The organism is Thiothrix sp., assembly GCF_028714775.1.
Taxonomy (GTDB): domain Bacteria; phylum Pseudomonadota; class Gammaproteobacteria; order Thiotrichales; family Thiotrichaceae; genus Thiothrix.
This window is the reverse complement of sequence record NZ_JAQTLS010000002.1, coordinates 58,820-75,665: the sequence shown is the minus strand read 5'-3', so window position 1 is coordinate 75,665 and position 16,846 is coordinate 58,820. Positions and strand designations below refer to the sequence as shown.

Annotated in this window: 19 protein-coding genes and 1 riboswitch; of the genes, 5 read left to right on the top strand and 14 right to left on the bottom strand. The window is 54.2% G+C overall.

The window, feature by feature from the left end; genetic code table 11:
* Nucleotides 1-30 precede the first annotated feature (30 nt).
* From PHE17_RS01920 to PHE17_RS01900, 5 genes are all read left to right on the top strand, one after another.
* Complete coding sequence (locus PHE17_RS01920) at nucleotides 31-1,032, top strand: virulence RhuM family protein (RefSeq protein WP_301014121.1); 1,002 nt, start codon at nucleotides 31-33, stop codon at nucleotides 1,030-1,032.
* Nucleotides 1,033-1,231: 199 nt separating this feature from the next.
* On the top strand, nucleotides 1,232-1,492 hold the full coding sequence (locus PHE17_RS01915; protein ID WP_301014120.1) for a helix-turn-helix domain-containing protein: 261 nt from the start codon (nucleotides 1,232-1,234) through the stop codon (nucleotides 1,490-1,492).
* Nucleotides 1,493-1,494: 2 nt separating this feature from the next.
* Nucleotides 1,495-2,745, top strand: a complete 1,251-nt coding sequence (locus PHE17_RS01910) for a type II toxin-antitoxin system HipA family toxin (protein ID WP_301014119.1) — start codon at nucleotides 1,495-1,497, stop codon at nucleotides 2,743-2,745.
* Nucleotides 2,742-3,473 (top strand): adenosylcobinamide-GDP ribazoletransferase, encoded by a 732-nt coding sequence (locus tag PHE17_RS01905; protein ID WP_301014118.1) that lies wholly within the window; start codon nucleotides 2,742-2,744, stop codon nucleotides 3,471-3,473. The genes PHE17_RS01910 and PHE17_RS01905 overlap by 4 nt, the downstream gene beginning before the upstream one ends.
* 47 nt (nucleotides 3,474-3,520) lie before the next feature.
* Nucleotides 3,521-4,174 carry a hypothetical protein gene (locus PHE17_RS01900; protein WP_301014117.1) on the top strand — a complete coding sequence of 218 codons (654 nt, stop codon included), beginning with the start codon at nucleotides 3,521-3,523 and terminating at the stop codon, nucleotides 4,172-4,174.
* A gap of 4 nt (nucleotides 4,175-4,178) precedes the next feature.
* Here the strand turns inward: PHE17_RS01900 and PHE17_RS01895 are convergent, their stop codons facing one another.
* From PHE17_RS01895 to soxX, 14 genes are all read right to left on the bottom strand, one after another.
* Nucleotides 4,179-5,747 carry a hypothetical protein gene (locus tag PHE17_RS01895; RefSeq protein ID WP_301014116.1) on the bottom strand — a complete coding sequence of 523 codons (1,569 nt, stop codon included), beginning with the start codon at nucleotides 5,745-5,747 and terminating at the stop codon, nucleotides 4,179-4,181.
* A 58-nt stretch (nucleotides 5,748-5,805) separates the two neighbouring features.
* Nucleotides 5,806-6,411, bottom strand: a complete 606-nt coding sequence (gene cobO, locus PHE17_RS01890) for a cob(I)yrinic acid a,c-diamide adenosyltransferase (protein ID WP_301014115.1) — start codon at nucleotides 6,409-6,411, stop codon at nucleotides 5,806-5,808.
* A complete protein-coding gene (locus tag PHE17_RS01885; protein WP_301014114.1) occupies nucleotides 6,408-7,352 on the bottom strand; it encodes a tRNA-dihydrouridine synthase in 945 nt (314 codons plus the stop codon). The genes cobO and PHE17_RS01885 overlap by 4 nt, the downstream gene beginning before the upstream one ends.
* 12 nt (nucleotides 7,353-7,364) lie before the next feature.
* Nucleotides 7,365-7,925: a hypothetical protein gene (locus tag PHE17_RS01880; protein WP_301014113.1), complete on the bottom strand. Its 561-nt coding sequence runs from the start codon at nucleotides 7,923-7,925 to the stop codon at nucleotides 7,365-7,367.
* Nucleotides 7,926-7,941: 16 nt separating this feature from the next.
* A complete protein-coding gene (locus PHE17_RS01875; protein ID WP_301014112.1) occupies nucleotides 7,942-9,807 on the bottom strand; it encodes a TonB-dependent receptor in 1,866 nt (621 codons plus the stop codon).
* 65 nt (nucleotides 9,808-9,872) lie between these two features.
* A riboswitch (cobalamin riboswitch) is annotated at nucleotides 9,873-10,013 on the bottom strand.
* Nucleotides 10,014-10,019: 6 nt separating this feature from the next.
* The gene (locus PHE17_RS01870; protein ID WP_301014111.1) at nucleotides 10,020-10,829 is read right to left on the bottom strand and encodes a metallophosphoesterase; all 810 of its coding nucleotides are present in this window, start codon (nucleotides 10,827-10,829) and stop codon (nucleotides 10,020-10,022) included.
* Nucleotides 10,826-12,511 (bottom strand): mucoidy inhibitor MuiA family protein, encoded by a 1,686-nt coding sequence (locus PHE17_RS01865; RefSeq protein ID WP_301014110.1) that lies wholly within the window; start codon nucleotides 12,509-12,511, stop codon nucleotides 10,826-10,828. Before PHE17_RS01865 ends, PHE17_RS01870 begins: the two co-directional genes overlap by 4 nt.
* Before the next feature lie 81 nt (nucleotides 12,512-12,592).
* The gene (locus PHE17_RS01860) at nucleotides 12,593-13,615 is read right to left on the bottom strand and encodes an alpha/beta fold hydrolase (protein WP_301014109.1); all 1,023 of its coding nucleotides are present in this window, start codon (nucleotides 13,613-13,615) and stop codon (nucleotides 12,593-12,595) included.
* A 165-nt stretch (nucleotides 13,616-13,780) separates the two neighbouring features.
* On the bottom strand, nucleotides 13,781-14,089 hold the full coding sequence (soxZ, locus tag PHE17_RS01855; RefSeq protein WP_301014108.1) for a thiosulfate oxidation carrier complex protein SoxZ: 309 nt from the start codon (nucleotides 14,087-14,089) through the stop codon (nucleotides 13,781-13,783).
* A gap of 18 nt (nucleotides 14,090-14,107) precedes the next feature.
* Complete coding sequence (gene soxY / locus PHE17_RS01850) at nucleotides 14,108-14,563, bottom strand: thiosulfate oxidation carrier protein SoxY (RefSeq protein ID WP_301014107.1); 456 nt, start codon at nucleotides 14,561-14,563, stop codon at nucleotides 14,108-14,110.
* 88 nt (nucleotides 14,564-14,651) lie between these two features.
* The gene (gene soxA / locus PHE17_RS01845; RefSeq protein ID WP_301014106.1) at nucleotides 14,652-15,506 is read right to left on the bottom strand and encodes a sulfur oxidation c-type cytochrome SoxA; all 855 of its coding nucleotides are present in this window, start codon (nucleotides 15,504-15,506) and stop codon (nucleotides 14,652-14,654) included.
* 16 nt (nucleotides 15,507-15,522) lie between these two features.
* The gene (gene soxZ / locus PHE17_RS01840; protein ID WP_301014105.1) at nucleotides 15,523-15,831 is read right to left on the bottom strand and encodes a thiosulfate oxidation carrier complex protein SoxZ; all 309 of its coding nucleotides are present in this window, start codon (nucleotides 15,829-15,831) and stop codon (nucleotides 15,523-15,525) included.
* Between the two features lie 18 nt (nucleotides 15,832-15,849).
* Complete coding sequence (soxY, locus tag PHE17_RS01835; RefSeq protein WP_301014104.1) at nucleotides 15,850-16,305, bottom strand: thiosulfate oxidation carrier protein SoxY; 456 nt, start codon at nucleotides 16,303-16,305, stop codon at nucleotides 15,850-15,852.
* Nucleotides 16,306-16,334: 29 nt separating this feature from the next.
* A complete protein-coding gene (gene soxX / locus PHE17_RS01830) occupies nucleotides 16,335-16,811 on the bottom strand; it encodes a sulfur oxidation c-type cytochrome SoxX (RefSeq protein WP_301014103.1) in 477 nt (158 codons plus the stop codon).
* Between the last annotated feature and the right edge of the window lie 35 nt (nucleotides 16,812-16,846).

The following is a 16,846-nucleotide window of genomic DNA, read 5'->3' as shown; positions in this document are numbered from 1 at the left end:
GACGATACTTTGAATACTGAGGATACATTAGTGAATATTACAGACGAACAAAATACATCGTTCCTCCTCTACCAAACCCCCGACGGACAAACCCGCCTCGAAGTCCGCCTGCAAGACGAAACCGTGTGGCTTTCCCTCACCGACATGAGCGACCTGTTCCAGCGCGACAAGTCGGTGATTTCCCGCCACATCCGCAACATTTTTGCAGAAGGCGAACTGGTGCGGGATTCAGTTATTGCAAATTTTGCAACAACTGCCGCCGACGGCAAAACTTATCAGGTGGAACACTTCAACCTAGACGTGATCATTTCCGTCGGCTATCGGGTAAAATCCCACCGGGGAACCCAGTTCCGCATCTGGGCAACCCAACGCCTGCGCGAATATCTGGTCAAGGGTTTCACACTGGACGACGAACGCCTCAAACGCGGCGGCGGTGGCAACTATTTCGACGAATTGCTTGCCCGCATCCGCGACATCCGTTCCGCCGAGCGCGTGTTCTGGCGCAAGGTGCTGGACATTTACGCCACCAGCATTGATTACGACCCGAAAACCGAGGTTTCCCAACAGTTTTTCGCCAGCGTACAAAACAAGATGCACTGGGCAGCGCACGGACACACCGCCGCCGAAATCATCCACACCCGCGCCGACGCCAACCAGCCCAACATGGGCATGACCCACTGGATCGGCACAAAACCCGGCAAAGCCGAAATCACCATTGCCAAAAACTACCTGACCCCGGACGAACTCAACGTCCTCAACCGCATCGTCACCGCCTATCTGGAACTCGCCGAATTGCAGGCACTCAACCGCACCCCCATGTACATGCAAGATTGGGCAACGCGGCTGGATGATTTTCTGCGCATGACCGGACGCGAACTGCTGGACAACGCCGGAACAATTTCCCACCAACAAGCATTGCAAAAGGCCGAACAGGAGTACGCAAAGTACCGCCAAGCCTTGCTATCAGAGCCGCAACCGATTGACCGCGACTTTGAACAGGCTATCGAAAAGTTGCCGAAACCACGGAAGTAATGATCATTATGCGAATATTGCTGGTAATGAGTGGTGCGCTCACCAAGTAATTTCAAACCCTGACTTTGAATGTATCTGAACTGGAATTCAGACAAATAGATATGTCGCCGAAACCCGACTTTCCCTTGACTTCCCCACCCGTTTAGCCAAAAGTAGCCAATAACAGACTTTCTCGCTTTTACCATCTTGGGAGGTAGTAATGTCGGACATCAGCGACATCACCAGCAAACGCCGCCGTCACGCCACTACGGGCAATAATCCCATGCTGCTAACTTTGGGCGAACAAATACGCACCACCCGCCTTGCCAACGCCATGACCCAAGAAGAACTTGCACTCGTTTCCGGTGTAGGGCGCGAACTCGTCATCCAGCTTGAAAACGGCAAAGCAGGCGTAACGCTGGGCAAGGCTTGCCAAGTGTTAGCCGCGTTAGGGCTGCAACTGACCGCACAGGGGCGCTGACCATGTTACAAGTGTTGTATGGCAACGAAATTGTCGGGCAGTTGTGGAGTGAATCGCGCGTTTTATGCTTCCAATACGCCGCAAGCTGGGTGCAATCCCGCACTGCATTTCCCCTGACACCGCATCTGCCGTTGGGTCTGCAACAATGGCGGGGCGATAACGTCCTGTTTTTCTTTAGCAACCTGCTGCCGGAAGGCGCAGTGTTAAATACCATCCTGAAACTTAAACGCCTCCCACGTGGCGATGTCTACGCACAACTCGCCGCCTTTGGGGAAGATGCCGCTGGTGCATTCGCACTCGTGCCGGAAGGCGCAACCCAATCCCGCCAAGCCGCGTACCAGCCTTACCCCACGGAGCAGATTCGTGCTGATTTAGTGCGCTTGGCAGATCATTTGCCACTCTTGTTCCAACACGGGGAATTACGCCTGTCGTTGGCAGGAGCGCAAGATAAAATTCCTGTGCGTTATACCGACGGCGCGTTTTGGTTGCCGATAGGTGGGGCGGCTTCCAGCCATATCCTCAAACCTGCGATCCAGCCGGAAAAGCAGTTTCCAGAGGCGGTATTCAATGAAGCCTTTTGCCTGCGGCTGGCTCGGTATTGCGGGTTGGATGCGGTCAATGCTGACATCGTGCGCTTGCCCGAACCCGTCTTGCTGGTGGAACGCTACGACCGCGTGGAGCGTGATGGGCAATGGCAGCGTTTGCACCAACTGGATTTTTGCCAACTGGCAGGGGCATTGCCAGACCAGAAATACACCAAGGATGGTGGGGCGGATTTCGCAGATATTTTCCGCCTGATCGACCAATACGCTGCCGTGCCGGGGCGCGAGCGTTTGAAAGTGCTAGATTGGGTGATTTTCAATTACCTGATTGGCAATGCCGATGCCCATGCGAAAAATCTGGCGATGATAATAACGGCTAGCAATCGTCTATACCTTGCGCCGTTGTATGACCTATTGTGTACCAGCGTTTACCCAGCACTAGATACCCGTATGGCAATGCCTATCGGCGGCGAATACCGTCCCGAATGGGTGCAACACCGCCACTGGCAACGTTTTGCTAATGAAGTCGGCATTAACCCCATTCTGCTGCAAAAACGCAGTATTGCACTCAGTAAACGGGTACTGGCAGGCATTCAGCCCGTCATGCTGGCATTAGGGCTAGAAAATAGCGCATTACTGAACGCGATTGCTGCCATCGTGCAGAAACGTGCCGGATGGTTGGCATCGCGCCAAACCGGGATTACACAATGATGCCCCGCCACTTCCTCCTCGCCCTCTCCTTCCTCACCCGCATTCCCGTACCTGACTTGGGCAAGCTGGAAGCGCCCGATTTCGCCCGCGCCGCGCTGTTTTACCCGCTGGTCGGTTTGCTGATCGGCGTGTTGTTGTGCTTACCGCTGCTGCTGTTTCCCCATGCGCAAGCGTTGTTGCTGGCGGCAATGCTGGTGGTGTTGTGGGCAATGCTCACGGGCGGACTACACCTTGATGGGCTGGCGGACAGTGCGGATGCATGGCTGGGTGGTTTTGGCGATGTGGAAAAAACCCACCGCATCCTCAAAGACCCATTGGTGGGTGCGGCAGGGGTGGTTGCGCTGATCGGCGTGTTGCTGCTGAAATTCGCGGCACTGGCGGTGATTTTGGAAAACGGGCATTGGTGGGCAGTCTTGCTGGCCCCGGCAGTGGGACGCGCCTTGATTTTGCTGTTGTTCCTGACCACGCCGTATGTGCGGGCGGGGGGTTTGGCAAGTGCCGTGACGGAACATTTGCCGCGAGAACCTGCCCTGTGGGTAACAGTGATCACCTTCGCGGTGGCGATGTTGTTTTCCCTGCAAGGTTTGTTCACCGCCGTGCTTGGCTTTTGGTTGTTGCGGCGCATGATGGTGCAACGCATTCAGGGGTGTACCGGCGATACCGCAGGGGCAAGCGTGGAAATCGGCGAAATGCTGTGGTTGGTCGGGGTGGCGCTGTCGGTCGGCTAATCTCGCCTATACTTGGGAAAGTTCGCCGTTATTTAAGGATGAAAACCATGAGCTTTGCCTTCCGCGCCACGTTGTTGCCCGCTTTGTGTGCCACCAGTTTGCTGTTGGGTGCTAACAGCGGCTTTGCCCAACAAACCATTTCCGCACCGTTAGCGACCGGGCTGGTGTTGGCAGACATACATGAAAAAGCCTCGCCCGCCTTGCGTGACGCGGTGTTGGCTTATGCTCCCGAATGGGCGGGATGCCAGTTATTGCAATTACAAGTGGATATGGATGGCGACCCCGCCACCAACGAATGGGTTGTTACCCCGGATAAGCGCTGCAAACCGTCACCTTCCCGCCTGCAAATCGCGTGGTTGTTGCGCGAAGATAGCCACGGCGCGGCGCAAGTGCTCATCGCTGACCGGGCGGAATTCATCACCATTACCCCTGCCGGTTTCGCTAACGGCGGTGCAGGTTTTGGGACGGTGCTGTTCCAGTGGACAAAGGATGTGCCCGCTGCGTTGGCAAGCCGCATCCCGGTGCAACACGACCAACTGCGTTGCGGCAGCGTTTGGGATTACGCCGACAAGCAATACCGCCACGTCGGGATGGCAGAACCCAGCATCATGGTCAAAGACCCGGTGGCGGGCGGTTGGGTTGAGATGGAACTTAAGCATTACGTCCCCGATTACCCACGTGACCTCTGCCAACCGGATTAAGCCTTTAGACCAAAAACGCCAGTTTGCTGCGCCGCAGTTTAAGTTGCGCCAAGGCTTCCGGGCTGGTGGCTAAGGCGTTGGGGTCAAATACCGCCAGTTTGCCGAAACGGATCGCTAGCCGTTTCATGCTGAAAATCTTGACTGGCAACAGCTTTAAGTCGGGGACGCGCACATCAAATAAGCTCGGGTCGTGCAGTTTCGCCAATGCATCCTGCAATTGCGGCATCACCACCAAACGCAATTCGGATTTTGGGTCGAGGATTTTGTATTCGGCGATACGGGCAGTCAGCCAACCTTCCATGCGCTTGAGGTCGTCGGGGTATTTGCTGCGGTATTGCCCATAAGTCAGGCTGTTGTATTCGCGCAAGTAGCCGTAGTAATCGAACTGTTCCAGCCCAATACTGAAGGCGGCGTAATGGCGTGAAATCTTACCCCGGTGGTCAATATTGCCACCCGAATCCAACGGGTATAAGCCTTCTTCCGGTTTCCCCTTGTTGAACACCAAATCAGTATCCAGCGGCGCGTATTGGAAACCCGTGGAAGCGCTGAAAGACAACAGCCACACCAGCCCTTCTTCCGCCAAACTGCCACCGATGCGGGTCGAATACAGTTGCACCCGTGCGGGCGATGTTCCCGCTGCGACCAATTTGTTACCGCGCATGACGCCGCTGAGCAAGCCATTCAAAGTAATGAAATGCGCGGCCTGCGTCTTGATGGTGTTATTGAGGATGCGGATATTCCGAAACAGCCCATCGCTGGCGAAAATGCCTTGGAACGCGGCTTTTTCAGCGGTGATTTGGCAGTTGTCGATGTAAATGTTTTCCAGCATTGCCCCTGCCATTTGCTCTTCCATGCGGCATGGCGAACCGTCGGCAGCTTTATTCACTGGGTCAGTTTTGGCGGGCGGAATCAGTTGGATCGCATCTTTATGCCCCACGTCATTGCCATAAACACGCTGGTCGGTGATGTTCACTTTGCTGATACGGATATTGCTTTCCCACACCCGCAAACCGTCACCACCCGCCGTGGGCGGCAAGGTAATGGTTTTATTCTGGAAACACACACACTGCGGAACCACGGGCTGTTGCACCTGCTGGATCGCCTTTTGCTGCATGGCATTATTGGCAGGCGGAGCTTGGTAATAGCAGGGGTAAAGCGGGCTTTTGCTATAGGTGCGAAAAGCATTACAGCCTGCGGTATCGACGATGTACAGCGACTCTTTGGCAATCATCGGGGTGCATTGGAACACTTCGTTGGCATTTTCCAGCTTGAGCATTTCCGCTTTGGCATTGCTTTCAGCGGCAATGGCATCGGCGAGTTTCTGTGCGTAACCCGCTTTGGCGTAGTCGGCTTTGAACTTATCGGCATTGGCTTGCAGGTTTTGCAGCAACACGGGGTTCGGCTTGGGTTTGGCTTTTTCCGCTGCAATGGAAGCTTCAATCGCCTGTATTTTTGCCGGGTAACTGTCGGGCCCTTCGACGTATTTCCGGTAGGCGGTGGCGTTAGCTTGAGCAATTGCTACGCTGCGGGCATAACCCGCGTATTGGGTGAATGCGCTCTGATCGTTTGCCATAACTAGTCTCCTATTGCGCTAATTATAGCCGTTTGTCGCTAGATATATACCGCTTATCCTACAGATCAATGCCTTTTTGCGCTTGGATGCCAGCGCGGTAAGCGTGTTTCACATCGGCAATTTCCGCTACTGTGTCCGCCAATTCGCACAAGGCTGCGCTGGCTGCCCTGCCCGTGACGACCACGTGCTGCATCGGCGGGCGGGCAGCGATGGCATCCAATACTTGATCAGCGTCCAGATAACCGTAGTTCAACAGGTAAGTGAGTTCATCCAACACCACCAGCGCATAACTGTCATCCGCCAACATCCGTTGTGCGACTGTCCAGCCACGTTGTGAGGTGGCAATATCCTGCTCGCGGTTTTGGGTTTCCCAGGTAAAACCATCGCCGAGTACGTGCCATTCACAATTTGCGTGTTGGCGAAAGAACGCTTCTTCGCCGGTATCGGTACGGCTTTTGAGGAATTGGCAGACCCCGACTTTCATGCCATGCCCCAAGGAACGCGCCACCATGCCGAAAGCGGAACTGGATTTGCCTTTGCCATTGCCGGTCAACACCAGCAGCAAACCTTTGCTTTGGTCAGCGCGGGCAATGCTGGCGTCAATGAGGGCTTTTTTCCGCGCCATGCGGGCTTGATGGCGTTGGTTTTGGGCGGAATCCGTCATGCATTTTTCCCGATATGCGCCCTGATCTCGGAGGGCAGTTTCATGCTTTTTATCTGCTGGAAGGTGCTTTCCGCTTCGGGATATTGGCGGTACAAATAGGTGAACCACTGTTTGATGTAACCGGAAGCGCGGACTGGAGCGCGTTCTTCAAAACTGTGCGCGTATTCCAGCACAATCGGCAGGATTTCATCCCACGTCATCGGCGTGTAAGTTTCGCCGTGGTGCTGGGCTTTAATCACGCGGGCAAGGTCGGGAAAACTCAAAGCGCTACGCCCCAACATCAGGTCTTGGCAACCGCTGTCGGCTTGCGCTTGCAGGGCATTTTCCGCTGACCAGATTTCACCGTTGGCAATCACCGGAATGCGCAGTTTGGGTTTGACCTTACCGATTTCTGACCAATAGGCGGGTGGCTTGTAACCGTGCTGTTTGGTGCGGGCATGGATGCACAGTTCCGTTGCACCTGCGGCTTCCACGCCCAACACGATGTCTTCAAACAGGCTGCCGTCGTCGAAGCCGAGGCGGATTTTGGCAGTCACGGGGATGTGCGTGCTGACCGCTGTCCGTACCGCTTTCACGATGTCATGCACCCGTTGCGGCTCACGCAGCAGGATCGAGCCGCCGTCGCTGTTGTTGACAACTTTGGAGGGGCAACCGAAATTCAGGTCGATGCCCTGGGGCTTGAGGTTTTCCAACACTTGCGCATTACGTGCCATGCAGTCGGGGATGCCACCGAGCAATTGCACGTAAACTGGCGTCCCGGCGGGGGTTTTTCCGCCATGACGCAGTTCCGGGCAGGCACGGTAAAACACACGCGGCGGCAATTTCTCGCGGGAAACGCGCACGAATTCAGTCACGCAGCGGTCATAACCACCGATGCGTGTCAGCAGGTCGCGCATGATGTGATCCATCACGCCTTCCATCGGGGCGAGGATCAGGCGCATGGGCAACCTGATTTACGCCGCAACACGCTTCCCGGCATTCGCTTGCACGACCGCAACATGCACCAGCGCCACGATTCCCACGTAGAACAGCGTGGTTTGCAGGTAAGGTGGCAGGTATTTCGCTACTGCTGTTGCATAATCCATCGCACTCATTTGGGCGAAATAGTCCGCAAAGGCATAAAAACCAACATTGGCAACGAGGAAACAAGCCAACGTCCCGACCATTAGCGCACCTGCCAGTTTGAACAGGCCACTCCAGTCTTGGCGGTAATTCCCCGCAAACCAACGCCCAGCACCCCACAATGTGGCATACGCCGGAAAGGTGAAGCCATACGCAGGCGTAAAGCAATAGCTGGAAACTGTGCCATCACGGGTCACGGTGTAATCCACCGCAAACGCCGCCAGCCAAAACACGGGTAACGCAAGGTAAGTGCGCACATAAAAACCCAGCAGGAAAAACACCGCCCACGACGCATCTTGGATGTGGTCAACCAGCGGGCTGCGGGTAGCAAGCATCACCAGCAGCAAGATGCCGCCAACAAGCCACTGATTTTTATTTGAAAGTGTAAACATAAATATCTCCTTAAAACTATTTCGGCGCGTACTTGAGGGTCACGAGGCCGTTGATTCCGTCCTGATTATACCCTTTATTGGTTTCGTACTGCTTGTCCAGCACGTTGCCGATTTTCGCCCCCACTGTCCAATCTTTCGACAGCTTGTAATCGGCACGGAGGTCAAGGGTGGCATAGCCGGGAAGCTGCCTGCGTACTATCGTAGGCCATGCACTGGCATCGTCCCAGTCCCGCTTACTCTCGGCATGAACTGTTGCCCCAATATTCACCCGTCCCAACGCCCGGTCTGCATCAACATTAAGGATTTGAGTGGGGCGGTACGTCAGCGGCTGATTGCTGGATTTGTCCTGCGTGCGTTGAAGGGTCAGGTTACTAGCAATGTTCCATGCGGCTAGCTGAGTGGCTGCGACTATCTCAACACCCTGAATATCCGCTTTATTGGTATTGAACGGCGAAGATTTGAAACCACCGATGTCTTTCCATGTGATTAAGTTATCCACTTGATTGTGGAAAGCATTAATCTCCCATTTTCCCTTGGGTAAAGTACCTTGCAAACCAAGCTCTGTATTATGGCTTGTTTCCGGTGCAAGCTTGGGGTTGCCAACACCAGTGCCATCATCAGGATAATAGAGGTCATTCATGGTCGGGGCTTTAAAGGCCGTGTTATAACTGGCTTTTAAACGCAGATTGTTAGGCAGGTCATGCCCTACAGCGACGCCCCCCGTATTTTGCCTACCAAATTGCTCGTTATCATCTTGGCGAGCAGAGAATTCCATTTGAGTTTTACCAAGATCATGCTGGTAACTGGCAAACATACCCGTATTTTTGCGTGAAGTACGGTCATAGCGTGTGCTTGTATCAATCTTATCGTTTTGTTGGTCAATACCGATAGTTAACCCGCCAGCTTGCCCAAGCTGCATATCTGCCTGAACATTACTGGTCGCTCGCTGGGTGTTAAAGCGGCTTTTAAATACACCATCTTTGAAATTATTTGTTTTGTCTTGTGCTTGACCAATTTGCGCAGTGATAACCACCCTCTCCCCAACCTTGTGCTTAAACCTCCCACTCGAGGCCTGCTGAGTAAAATCAGTATGATTTTGAAAGCCGCCGTCATACTGCGTATCACCTTGCGATTGCAGGGCGGTCACTTCGATTTCAGTGCCATCGGCAAGACGATGACCAGCACGAAGGGAAGCAGATTCACGGCGATAGCCATCGTTATCTGGCTGCAAGGGGGAAGCGAAACATGCATTGGAGTTGTTACAGGCATCAATACCATCTGTTTTTTCTGTACCTGCGTTGAGGTTATACCAAGTCGTGTTGTTGCCGCCCGCTAGGTTCACGTTAGCTTTCCGGGTGTTGTTACTGCCAACACCCACCGTGATTTCTGGTTGGAAACCTTTCCCACCTTTGCGCGTAAAAATTTGAATCACACCACCAATCGCTTCCGAACCATAAAGGCTGGAACGTGAACCGCGCACCACTTCGATACGGTCGATTTGATCCAGCGGCAGGTGCTCAAAAGCTGTTGTCCCCAAAGTAGCAGACCCAACCTTTACGCCATCAATCAACACCAACACATGGCTGGCATTCGTGCCACGCAAATAGACAGAAGTGGGTTGCCCAACGCCACCAGAGTTAATCGCATTCACACTCGGCACACGCCGCAGCACGTCCACCAGTTCGGTAGCTTGATACTTCTCAATATCCTTGCGGGTAATAATCGTGACGGGGGTCAGGGTTTCGTCGACCGTCCGTGCTTTACGGTCAGCGGTGACGACGATGGCATCGAGAGAATCGGCGTCTTCTGCCAACACCAGCGGGGAAACAGACAGGCAAATAAAAGTAGTGCCACACACAGCGGCAAAAGGGAATAATTTCATGGTATGGATTTCCGTACTGTGCGCCCATCGCGCACGTTTACTGGCAACGGAGGAGGCTTGGGGTCTTCCACCGCACGTTGTCAGGCTGGTATCGGGCTTGCGTTGGCACGCTCACCGTTGCGAGGGCAGCACTGGTTTTGCACCAGTTTCCCATTTATCTTGTTCCCATCAGTTGATGAACAAGCACCTGAACAGCGCGGCACGGTACGGGATTACATCGGGAGAGTCAAATACTGCACTTGCGTTGTCACACTGCCATCAGGATGCAGGCTAATTTCGCGCCATGCGGGGCGGGTATGGTCAAACGCAAACACCGGGTTGGTGGGTTTGAGTTGCACACTGGTGGCTGGCGTCCCAAAAACCGGCACGCTTACCCCGCTGGCAAAGGTGTGTTCCCCGCTGAATTCTTGATGGATATGCCCGTTGAACACTGCCCGTACTTGCGGGAAACGTTCCAGCAGCACCCAAAAACGTTCGCGTTGTTGCAGCCCCATCACATCCATCCACGCACTGTCGATGAAAACCGCATGGTGGTGCATGAACAGCGCAATGAAATGCTCCGGTGGAATACTTTCCAGCAAACTTTCCAGCCGCTGGAATTGTTCGTCACCCAAATGCCCGTCCGGTTTGCCCGGTGCGCTGGTATCCAGCAGCAAGCAATGCCACACGCCGAACGTCACCTTTTCCGGCAGGGACACCTTGCCGTTTAAGTGCGCGTGCATCAGCGCCGGGATGTCGTGGTTGCCGGGCATCGCATACACTGGCAGCGGAAAATCTGCCAACATAGCGTTCATGTGCTGATAGGTTGCGGCCGTTTCCTCTTGCGCCAAATCGCCGCTCAAGAACAGCGCGGAACACCCCGCAGCCCGCCCCACCAAATACGCCAGCACCGCTTGCAGTGAACGGTTGGGGTAAATTTCCGCATCCGTCCACTCCAGCCGCGTATCGTCATCGGCATAACAATGGCTGTCAGAAATCTGCAAAAGCTGCACAACGGGCAGGGTGTTAGCTTGCATACTCATAAGCCGGAAAGGTCTTTGCCTTGTGGATAACTGACCGCGTAGCCGTATTTGAGGATAAGTTTTTCCCCGTCGCCGACTTCACGTTCCCACGCCACCACACCTTTTTTGCCGTCGATGTCGTTTTGCTGCGGCTTTTCCCCGCTGACGGTGATCTTGATGTCCTCATGCGCTGACACTGGCAAGGTATCGTACAACACCACGCTGCGGTCGTTGTCGTGATGGTTTTCCACCGTGACTTCGTACTGGCGTTCGCGGTTTTCGCGGGTGGTGAGCAAACCTTTCTCGGTGGTTTTTTCGGGTAAGGCGTTGAATTTTATTTTCACCCGGTCATCTTCACCGAAGGAAAGTTTCATCTCTTCACCCTTTTGTAACGGCGGCAAATCACTGCTGCCGACGAAGCTACCATCGCGGTACAGGGAAACCGCCCCCGGAATCAACGGTGCTTCACCCGTGTAAACCGCTTTGCTGGTCAACACCGCACGTGGATCAAGACGCGGCACGCTGCTCAGCGCAAGTTTGCTTTCCAATTGGCGGGATTCGAGGGTCACGCGGCGGCTGTCATTGCCGGATGCCAACGTCAGCGCACCCGGCACTTTATATTCGGCGTTGTAATCGCCCGTGGTCAAAGCGCTTTCCATCACTGCCATCGGTTTGGGGGCAGGCGGTGGCGCAGGAGCCGCAGCGGGCGCAGCAGCCATTTCCGCCATCTGCTCAGGCGCTTCTACCATTGATTTCACCACGCCTTCATCCTCAACACTGGCGGCGCGATAAATCCGCTCCTTTTCAAAGTCGATGACCCAGCTATCCAACTCCGGCAGTGCAGCATTGCTGGTCGGGCGCAAGGTAGAAAGGGTAACTGCGACATTCGACCAGTCTTCCCCGGTAGTTTGGCGGATTTCAGCTTGGGTTTTCAGGTTGAGCTTGCCATCTTCGCTATTAAGTTCCGCATCGTAAACCGGCTTCCAACCCGCTTGCGGAATCTGATAAAGCAAGGTCAGGTTGAGTTCGGTGGGTTTGTCGCTTTTGACGTGTAAGGTGGCTGTGCGTGAAGTGGTGTTACCCGTCGCGACTTGCGCGAGCTGGGCTTCCAATTGGGCAATGCCTTTGTCGAATTCGGCAATGGTTTTGTCAGCATCGCGGACTTTGGTTTGCGCCGTAGCCGTGGCGGCTTCAAGGGTTTGCCATGCCGCCTGCCACTGATCCATTGGCAACGGTTTGGCAGCAGGCGCGGCAGGTGCGGGTGCACCGTCTTCGGCAGGGGCAGCAGCAACACCTAAGCCACCGGCAGCGCGGATGAATTCAATTTGCTGTTCGGCGCGGGTTTTGGCATCAAGCACTTCTTGGCGTTTGCGCTTCCAGTCGTCGATTTCGTCGTGTAACTGCTTTTCACGCGCCTGCACCGCATCGGCGGAAACTGCTTGTTCCAGTTGCACACTGCCCAAGGCCACCGATTCGGCACTTTCCCCCGAAACCCTCAGGGAAGCTTCATCCAAACTCAGCGGCAAATTAGGCAGCAGGACTTGGTTCTCACCGGCAGGCAGGGCAATTTTGGCGATGCGCGTAACGCGGGCACTGTCTGGGTAAACGGTAACGGTGCTGATGCTGGAATCAGCCTGAATGGCGGCAAACGCAGCCAGTGGCGAGAAGAGTAAGGTAAGTGCGAGTAAGCCGACTGTTTTCATTATGATAAGCTCCTGAGGGTGGATGCCAATGAGATTATGGCACTGCAAAAAGGTTTGCAAGCCAATTGTTTACTCCAGCCGCTAGCGGTTGTTAGCAAGAGATTGTGGCGGGATGGTCTGCAACAGCCAGCCTCCCATTTCCGCATACAACGGCATCGCTGTCCCCAGTACATTCGTGTGCCCACCACCATCTACCGTAAGCCAGCGTTTGTGCGGGCTGGCGAGCGCATCGTACAACTTACGCCCTTGCACCAAGGGGATGAAAGCATCACGGGTTCCATGCACGACCAGCGCTGGGGTATGTACGCCTTGCGCCCATTCCTGCGGGTTGAGATGGCTGACCGCAGGTTGTCCACGCAATTGCTGGGCAGCATCCAGCGCCGGGAACAGCTTGCTTACCAGCGTTTTCCAGCGGCGTGGAACCTGCACATCCATCACCTGTTCCAACGTACCGAAACTGCTGACCACGATCAGCGCATCCCACGTTTGCGGCGATTCGTTAGCGGCACTCACGGCAAATGCGCCCCCCATCGACATGCCCCATAAGGCTGCGGGTTCGGCAGGCAAGGCGAAATGTTGCCGCGCATCCGCCAATATTTTACGTGGCAAGCTGCGTTCAAACGCACTCCCACCAAACGCCACCGTCAACAGCGGGCTATCGCCATGTGCAGGTAGGTCGGGAATCAGGCAGCGGAAACCAGCAGCAACGAAGCGCTCTGCCACGGGCAGCAGGTCTTCCTTACGCATGTTCCGACCGTGCAGCAGTACCATCGTGCCACGCACTTGCCCGTAAGCAGGCGGGGTAATGCCTTTGTCGGCAAGTTGCTGACGGAGTTTTCGTCCACGTTCTCCCGCTCCAGCTTGCGCATCCGGCTCCACCAGCAGGCACGGTACTTTACCTGCCAAACAAGCGTAACTGCGGATTTTCAAGCCAAACGCGGCTGGGTGCTGGAGGCGTTCCAGATGGTAGCTCTGCAAAGCGCGGCGTGGCGGCGAAAAGATTTCCCCGTCGATCCAGCTTGCCCCAGCCAATACAACCGTGGCTAGCAGCAAGAAAAGCAGCAACACTTGACGGAATACGCGCCGCAAAATCGCATGAAACATGGCAGTACCTTTATGCTTCGAGGAAATGATACCGCGCCAGTGTAGGTAAAGCGTTTGCAGGAAACGTGCAGGGGACTCAGAAAAATAGTGGAGGGGATATAGCGCTTTATCTTTCCAGCCACATACCGGAAAGATAAAGCCAACGGTTAAGGCGGGAATAGCGCGTTAAGCGGCATCGACTTCCGCTGCGTCTTTTTCGCCTTTGCTATCAGTCCAAGACAGTTTGATCTTGTCCCCGGCCTTACCTTTGTAGCTGAACGCAAGGTATGGGTTCTTGGATACGGATGCGCCCCAGTTGGCGGTCATCACGGTTTTGTCGCCTGCGGTGACGATGATTTCCTTGATCCAATGCGCGGGAACCAGTTCGCCGGTCTTTTTGTCCTTGCGTTGCCCGGTTTCCATTGGGTGGGTCATCAGTGCTTTGACTTCGACGGTATCGCCTTCAACTTTGGCTTTCAGTTTGATGCTTGACATGATTGATTGCTCCCGTAATTAGCCGCCGCAGCCGCCGATGGTGACTTTGACTTCTTGTTTGGCTGAATAGGCTTTGTCGCCTGCCTTGACCAGCGCTACCACGTTGGACGTTTTGCCCATTTTGATACGGGTAGATGCGCCAGCGGTAGCACCTTCGCCAAGGATGAAGGTGGCTGCCAATGGGGTCGGGTTGTTTTCAACCAAGATGCTGATCTCTTTGGCGTCTGCGATGGTGGTGGTGATTTCAACCGGGACTACCGCGCCGTTTTCAGCAATTTCAGGGGCTTTGATGGTGATGTCTTTGGATTCTTCCGGGGTCAGCGCCATGGCTTTCAGCGCGTCGTCCAAGGTTTTCGCGTCAAATGCGCCGCCGCCTTCCGCCATGACCATACGCGGGGTCAGCAAGCCTGCACTGACTGCCAAGCCAGCCACTCCCGCTGCCAATGTGCCTTGCAAAAATGTTCTACGTTTCATAATTCCTCTCTCAATAAAAACTTCAACATCGCAGAAAAGCCCGACATGAGCCGGGCTTTTCTGCGATTGTCAGATCGAACGTCGGTTGTTACTTACGTGAACCGGGGCCATTCCATTCTTGGCCGTTGGACATATAAGTCAGGAAATATTCCAATGCCTTATATTCGTCGCCTTGCGCCTTGAACTTGTTGGCACGCACCATGGTGTTGCAACCCATAAAACGGTTGTGCAAGGTGGTGATTTCACCATCCGCAGAACGGTAAGTAGGCCAGTGGGTAACGTGACCGATTGCAGGGCTGAGCAAGTCAGCACGGATCTTTTTACCCGCGTTGTAAGTATGGCAGTCCGCGCAAGACATATTCAACTGACCACGTTTAGCGTAGTAGAAGTTTTTGCCTTTGTCATACCATGCTACAGCTTTGCCTTCTGGCGTGGGGATGTCAATTTTGCCACCACGACCTTCCATCGCAATGTAAGCAGCCAATTGGGCAATCTTGCCCTTGTTCAGCAGCGGCTTGCCCTCTTTATCCATGAAACCTTCACCATCACCCGCAGTTTTGCAGGCGTTTAATGCGCCCTCCAGTGTGGCAATGGTGTCTTTTTCTGCGTCATAGTGCGGAAACTTACCACGGACGGCTTTCACATCACCCATGCAATCTGCGTAAGTTTTGCCATCCTTGAAAGGGGTTTCCCACATTTTCTTACCTGCATCCACGTCAGGTTCGTAAGGGGGAAACTCCTCCATGGTTTGCCATTGTTCCTTCAATGCCGCATCCAGTGCATACGCACCATCTTTAAAGTCAGCGGCGGGAACATTCGGAAACAGCTTGGCGTAATAACCTTGGAATGCTGCCAAGTCTTCCGCAGGGCCTGCTTGGGCTGTGCTAAATGAGGAAGCTGCCAAAGCCACGACAATTGCTACGGCTGTAAATGCTTTTTTCATGAGAACCTCCTCGTAATTAAGCGGCATCTGCTTCCGCAGAATCTTTTTCGCCTTTGCTATCAGTCCAAGACAGTTTGATCTTGTCCCCGGCCTTACCTTTGTAGTTGAATGCAAGGTATGGGTTCTTGGATACGGATGCGCCCCAGTTGGCGGTCATCACGGTTTTGTCGCCTGCGCTGACGATGATTTCCTTGATCCAATGTGCGGGAACCAGTTCGCCGGTTTTTTTGTCCTTGCGTTGCCCGGTTTCCATTGGGTGGGTTATCAGTGCTTTGACTTCGACGGTATCGCCTTCAACTTTGGCTTTCAGTTTGATGCTTGACATGATTGATTGCTCCCGTAATTAGCCGCCGCAGCCGCCGATGGTGACTTTGACTTCTTGTTTGGCTGAATAGGCTTTGTCGCCTGCCTTGACCACCGCTACCACGTTGGACGTTTTGCCCATTTTGATACGGGTAGATGCACCAGCAGTGGCGCCTTCGCCGAGGATGAAGGTGGCTGCCAGTGGGGTCGGGTTGTTTTCAACCAAAATGCTGATCTCTTTGGCATCTGCGATGGTGGTGGTAATTTCAACCGGGACTACCGCACCGTTTTCAGCAATTTCAGGGGCTTTGATGGTGATGTCTTTGGATTCTTCCGGGGTCAGCGCCATGGCTTTCAGCGCGTCATCCAAGGTTTTTGCGTCAAATGCGCCGCCGCCTTCCGCCATGACCATACGCGGGGTCAGCAAGCCTGCACTGACTGCCAAGCCAGCCGCTCCCGCTGCCAATGTGCCTTGCAAAAATGTTCTACGTTTCATAATTCCTCTCTCCAGAAACTTGGCAACTATTACAGTGTTGATATGAATTCCACGACTTTGTCGATCTCTTCGTCGTTCATGACACCCATAGGACCGAACGGGATCATGATGGTGTCGGGATTGGCAACACGTGCATCGTAGACTTGAGCACGCAGCTTGGCTTTGTCAGGGATACGTTGGGAAACGCCCGCCAGTGGTGGGCCGATATTACCCGGCAAATCCCCGCCAGCGATGATATGGCAAGCAAGGCAGTTACCTTTAGCGCGGTCGAAAGCCAGGTCTTTACCCGTTACTTCCTTTTTCTCCTCTGTCTTAGCAGCATCGGCGGGTTTAGCTGCCGCATCCGCTGGTTTAGCTGCGTCTGCGGGCTTAGCTGCCACATCCGCTGCTTTGGCTTCATCGGCTTTTTTAGCATCATCTGCTGCATAAGCAGACGGAACACTGGTACTTAATGCCAATACAGAAACAACTGCCGACATCGCCAGATTGCGAAAAAGTTTTCGCATGTTTACCTCCTCTCTAAACAGAATCCTATTCATTG

What these genes read in the sequence shown, in the direction of transcription:
- PHE17_RS01910 (WP_301014119.1), top strand. Translation starts at nt 1,495, where the DNA reads ATGTTACAAGTGTTGTATGGCAACGAAATTGTCGGGCAGTTGTGGAGT.
- PHE17_RS01900 (WP_301014117.1), top strand. Translation starts at nt 3,521, where the DNA reads ATGAGCTTTGCCTTCCGCGCCACGTTGTTGCCCGCTTTGTGTGCCACC.
- soxY (WP_301014104.1), bottom strand. Translation starts at nt 16,305, where the DNA reads ATGAAACGTAGAACATTTTTGCAAGGCACATTGGCAGCGGGAGCGGCT.
- PHE17_RS01880 (WP_301014113.1), bottom strand. Translation starts at nt 7,925, where the DNA reads ATGTTTACACTTTCAAATAAAAATCAGTGGCTTGTTGGCGGCATCTTG.
- soxY (WP_301014107.1), bottom strand. Translation starts at nt 14,563, where the DNA reads ATGAAACGTAGAACATTTTTGCAAGGCACATTGGCAGCGGGAGTGGCT.
- soxX (WP_301014103.1), bottom strand. Translation starts at nt 16,811, where the DNA reads ATGCGAAAACTTTTTCGCAATCTGGCGATGTCGGCAGTTGTTTCTGTA.
- PHE17_RS01905 (WP_301014118.1), top strand. Translation starts at nt 2,742, where the DNA reads ATGATGCCCCGCCACTTCCTCCTCGCCCTCTCCTTCCTCACCCGCATT.
- soxZ (WP_301014105.1), bottom strand. Translation starts at nt 15,831, where the DNA reads ATGTCAAGCATCAAACTGAAAGCCAAAGTTGAAGGCGATACCGTCGAA.
- PHE17_RS01885 (WP_301014114.1), bottom strand. Translation starts at nt 7,352, where the DNA reads ATGCGCCTGATCCTCGCCCCGATGGAAGGCGTGATGGATCACATCATG.
- PHE17_RS01870 (WP_301014111.1), bottom strand. Translation starts at nt 10,829, where the DNA reads ATGAGTATGCAAGCTAACACCCTGCCCGTTGTGCAGCTTTTGCAGATT.
- soxZ (WP_301014108.1), bottom strand. Translation starts at nt 14,089, where the DNA reads ATGTCAAGCATCAAACTGAAAGCCAAAGTTGAAGGCGATACCGTCGAA.
- cobO (WP_301014115.1), bottom strand. Translation starts at nt 6,411, where the DNA reads ATGACGGATTCCGCCCAAAACCAACGCCATCAAGCCCGCATGGCGCGG.
- PHE17_RS01865 (WP_301014110.1), bottom strand. Translation starts at nt 12,511, where the DNA reads ATGAAAACAGTCGGCTTACTCGCACTTACCTTACTCTTCTCGCCACTG.
- PHE17_RS01895 (WP_301014116.1), bottom strand. Translation starts at nt 5,747, where the DNA reads ATGGCAAACGATCAGAGCGCATTCACCCAATACGCGGGTTATGCCCGC.
- soxA (WP_301014106.1), bottom strand. Translation starts at nt 15,506, where the DNA reads ATGAAAAAAGCATTTACAGCCGTAGCAATTGTCGTGGCTTTGGCAGCT.
- PHE17_RS01860 (WP_301014109.1), bottom strand. Translation starts at nt 13,615, where the DNA reads ATGTTTCATGCGATTTTGCGGCGCGTATTCCGTCAAGTGTTGCTGCTT.
- PHE17_RS01915 (WP_301014120.1), top strand. Translation starts at nt 1,232, where the DNA reads ATGTCGGACATCAGCGACATCACCAGCAAACGCCGCCGTCACGCCACT.
- PHE17_RS01875 (WP_301014112.1), bottom strand. Translation starts at nt 9,807, where the DNA reads ATGAAATTATTCCCTTTTGCCGCTGTGTGTGGCACTACTTTTATTTGC.